Origin of the sequence: Shewanella marina JCM 15074 (assembly GCF_000614975.1) — a bacterium.
Classification (GTDB): domain Bacteria; phylum Pseudomonadota; class Gammaproteobacteria; order Enterobacterales; family Shewanellaceae; genus Shewanella; species Shewanella marina.
Map to the genome: position 1 here is coordinate 1 of NZ_BALM01000055.1, position 4,420 is coordinate 4,420.

4 protein-coding genes are annotated in these 4,420 nt (G+C 39.2%); all 4 read right to left on the bottom strand.

Annotated elements, in window-relative coordinates; translation table 11 throughout:
• Nucleotides 1-271: 271 nt before the first annotated feature.
• Nucleotides 272-820, bottom strand: a complete 549-nt coding sequence (gene gmhB, locus JCM15074_RS20020; RefSeq protein ID WP_025823720.1) for a D-glycero-beta-D-manno-heptose 1,7-bisphosphate 7-phosphatase — start codon at nt 818-820, stop codon at nt 272-274.
• A 325-nt stretch (nt 821-1,145) separates the two neighbouring features.
• Entirely contained in the window at nt 1,146-1,664 is a 519-nt protein-coding gene (locus JCM15074_RS20025) for a YdhW C-terminal domain-containing protein (protein ID WP_025823723.1), read from the bottom strand.
• Nucleotides 1,661-3,781: an aldehyde ferredoxin oxidoreductase gene (locus tag JCM15074_RS20030; protein WP_025823725.1), complete on the bottom strand. Its 2,121-nt coding sequence runs from the start codon at nt 3,779-3,781 to the stop codon at nt 1,661-1,663. Before JCM15074_RS20030 ends, JCM15074_RS20025 begins: the two co-directional genes overlap by 4 nt.
• Before the next feature lie 21 nt (nt 3,782-3,802).
• Nucleotides 3,803-4,420, bottom strand: a 618-nt coding sequence (locus tag JCM15074_RS20035) for a 4Fe-4S dicluster domain-containing protein (RefSeq protein ID WP_025823727.1), incomplete at its 5' end; no start/stop codon positions are given.

The following is a 4,420-nucleotide window of genomic DNA, read 5'->3' on the forward strand; positions in this document are numbered from 1 at the left end:
CCTTAGTTACTGTCAAGTAAATAGTTAATGATTTCAACAAACTAGGTTTATTTATTCATTTATGAACTACTTACTTACGATTAACAATCGCTTATTGCGTCTGCTTCACCGTGTCAGTGGGGTCGCATTATAGGGAGCGAGTAAATCTATGCAACTACTTTTATAAAAAACAACGCACAACCGAACAGTTATTAAGCAAATCTCTTTATTTTGCTTATAAAAAAGGCATAAACACCTTGTTTATGCCTTCAAACTGTTAATGCTCAACCCATTATTTCATTAAAAAAGCTGGAACATCAGCAATACTATCCAAAACAATGGTGGCGTCTAACATATCAGCTTCCGTTAATGCATGACCTGTCTTGACTAAAATTCGAGTATTGATTCCAGCGGCTTTCGCGGCTTGCATATCGGAAGCCTTATCACCCACCATCACTGATGCTGATAAATCTAACTTCAAGAACTGAGCTGCTGAATTTAGCATGCCTGGTTTCGGTTTGCGGCAATCACAATCTTGTAAGTACTCGCCAATGCCTTTGGTTGGATGATGCGGACAATAATAGATACCATCTAAGTCAACGCCTTTATCAGCGAAATTCCAATCCATCCACTCAGTTAGTGTGTGAAAGTCATCTTCACTATACAAACCTCGAGCAATACCTGACTGATTAGTTACTACAACTAATTTATAGCCTAGCTTTTTAAGCTCAAGACATGCTTCAAAGACACCTTCAACATATTCAAAGTCATCAACACAGTGTACGTAACCATGTTCTTTATTAATGACGCCATCACGATCTAAAAATATCGCCTTACTCACACACTATCTCCAAATAGATATAACCTTGCTATTATTCCACTCATTGCAACAAAAAGCATCGGCCTTTCATGTTTTATCTGCTTTATATTGATTATAGAACCATTATAAAAACCAATTTATATCAATTAATTTTGCCCTCAGTCGTCAAAAGCTAATGCAACAACGTGTAAACGATGCTTTTGTTATTCTGATGGATTAACCTGCCTCTACAGATACTAAGAACCATCAATAAATTGAATATTGTATAAATAATTTATCATCCTCATATCTATAAGCTGATAAGCGTTAATGAAGAGGGAGCAAACTCCCTCTTCATTTAGTATCACTATACCGACCATTCAAATGGATCTTGATTAGCCAAAACGGCAGCATATTCTAACGAATGATATTGCAACGAAAACAAATAACCTTGTTGTTCATGTGTATGCTCATAGCGTATATCAGAATATGCGCAGGTTAGCTGCTCAATTAGCTCTGCTGTATCTTCGGCTGTTAACAAATATGGTGCGTAACTTAACTCTGAGACCATCAATACACTGTTTTGCGGCCCGCTTCTTAGTCTGACATCTTCAGCTAATTGCACTAAAATTTGGCCATCATTTATGGCCAGCCAGCGCTTGGCAAAACAATCAACAATATAGTGATTAGAATAGAGATAACGCTGCTCACCCACAGCAAGCATTTTTAAGTCCATATTCTGCTGTGTTAATTGAGCCTTGATATATGCCGCCATTGCAGTATTTGCATCATAATCACAACCGATAACAGCCGCTATTTGTTCAAAATTTACAATTCGACCATGCTGACTAAACAAACGTACATACTCAAGCCAATTTTCGGTCATTGGGGTAATAACCCCTCTGCTTCTAATTTATCTGCAACGTAACTAAGGCCAAATTTGGTCAAGGTTGCACGAGTTGGTGCACCAGTCGCATCATCCCATCCAAATGATTTATAGAACATTGATAACGCCAATTGCATATCTTCTCGTCCCATTTTAATCGTGCCCGCATCACCAAATTGCTTATCAGGATCCATATCGTAAACCCAATCTGACAACACATCATGTTGCTCTCGCATATTCATTTGCTGCATTTGCAAAACAGTTAAAGCACGGTGCAATTGCAATACTCTTTCGGCCTTAAAATCTAATTCAGTTTCGTTGGTTTCTATCCCTGTCACTAAACTGAACATCTGTGCTTCAATGGTGCTATCACCTTCATATTGTCGATTCTTATCTGGTGATGCGAGTAAAGGGAACATCCAATTGCATAAGGTTAGTGAGTCATGAAGCACATTCTTAACCAATGACCAACGTGCAAAATACACTTTGGCATCATTAATCGGCGTGTAATGCTGTACCTTATCAAATGCTCCTTTACCCCATTTACGTTCGGCAATATTAACAATCATGTCATGTGGCAAACCACAGTTCACAATATTAATATGCGAGTGACATTGTGCATCACGATTAAAAACGGTATTAATTAATGCCCCGACTTGGCCTGCGGTTTCGTTGGCATGATGAACTGCCACATTCATTTTTTTATTAAAAATTTTAACTTTGGCCTGCTGATGTAGATCGACAAAATCTAATTCCGCATTAGTGCCATCCAATTGCCAACGTTTGATGATATCAGCCATACCATCACCAAGATGAGATATCTCGCCCTCTTTAAACGCTATACGACGATAAAAATCGAGTAAGAAAGCTGGATCTTTATCTTCCCATAATTGCCAAGGGATATCGTTAAACTCTTCTGATGGTAGAATTTTTTCAAAGTAATTGTGCGATTTTAAGAAATTGAACAAATGCGAGATCAAACCGTAGTTACACCAAATGCCATAATCATCAATTATATGAGCCCCCAGAGCTGCAGCCATTGCTGCATTTTCACTGCCAGCTGGCGCAGCTAATAATGCCTTAGGTGCAATAAAACCCATACATACGTTCGAAATATGCTCAGTTTTACGGCCATATTTTTGCTTAAGCTCTGGTACTTTTAATTCACAAAAACAACGGATAGGGCAAGCATGACAACCACCGGTTCGCTTCATCCACTTATTGGCAAACTCTTCTCCTAAATACATCTCTGCCATCGAAGTACGCATGCCCACTTTATTTTTTTCATGCCAAGCCACCTCGCCTAATTCAATTGGTTTATCAGCAGCTCCCCATGTTAATCCCGGTCTTGCTTTCCAACGGCTACCTTTATTTGAAAATTCAGACCATGATTGCGGTGTTGAAGGTACAACACCATTATTATTAGCACCTATAATCCCTAAAATATGATCATCCAACTCCCGCATTTGCTGGTAATTTGCCGCTATTGCAACACTTCCCGTGCCAATAATGCCAATCCCTTTAAAGTTTTTAGACCCCATAACAGCCCCATGACCACCAGCAGAGTGCCCTCCTTGAGTCATAATGACAGATAAAGGAACCTGATTTTCACCAGCCTGACCAATCGCTGCCACTTGCGCCTCTGGCCCCATTTCAGCGGCTATTGCAGCATGAGTATCAAAGATGCCCTGCCCCCATAAATGGCTAGCAGACTCTAACGTGATTTGATCGTCAATAATTTTAAGCCACACAGGCTGAGGTGATTGCCCCTCGATAACAATGGCATCAAAACCTGCATATTTCATTGCTGGTGAAAAATGACCACCAAAATGTCCATCTGTCACTAAATGGCCTTCAATGACTGGACTTCGTGATGTTATGGTTGTTCTTCCGGTACAAATAACCCCAGATCCCGTTAATGGGCCCGCTGAAAAAATAATAATATTAGCAGGATCAGTAGCCTTGATATTATCTTGATGGTTATCCCATAATATTTTATAACCAATACCCATCCCGCCAATATATTCATAATATTTTTCGGTAGACTCAGTTATTATTGAAGAGGTTGATAAATTGACTCGTAGTATATTCCCGGCCCAGCCGCCTATTTTAGACATATTTAATTACCTTATAATAAATTATAAAATTGCGGTGAACTTTTCATATTGTTCTAATGCAGTTTCAGCTTGTTCCCATGTATAAAACTTTATAGCTCCGCTTGGACAAACTTGGGCACATGCTGGTTCACCATCACATAAGTCGCACTTAATTGCTTTGTTATTATTAATATTTAACGTCATTACATGTTGAGGGCATTTATCAACACAGTAACCGCAACCAATACAGAGCTGTTGATTAATTATTTTCGCACCGGTTTCGGTATTTAAACTTATTGCAGTTTGTGGACATACCTTAATACAGACATCACATTGCCGACAGGTATCAGGCACTATGGTTTTATCACCACATTCGCCGCGCTGCTGTTCAAAATTAGCCTGTACTCCATAAGGCCCATAATTCATATTTTTTAGCACCTTAACGCGTGCTAAAGAAGGGCTCGCTCCGCCTTCATGATTCCACACACACGCTATTTCACAACGGCGACAACTTAAACAAAGTGTAGGGTCAACGACCATTAAACCACCCACATGTATTTCAACGTGTCCGCTATTTGAACTATCACTACCACAACCGGTTAATAAACTAATTAAACTTCCTTGATAAATAGTTCCAACTGAAATACCTAGTGTTGTTTT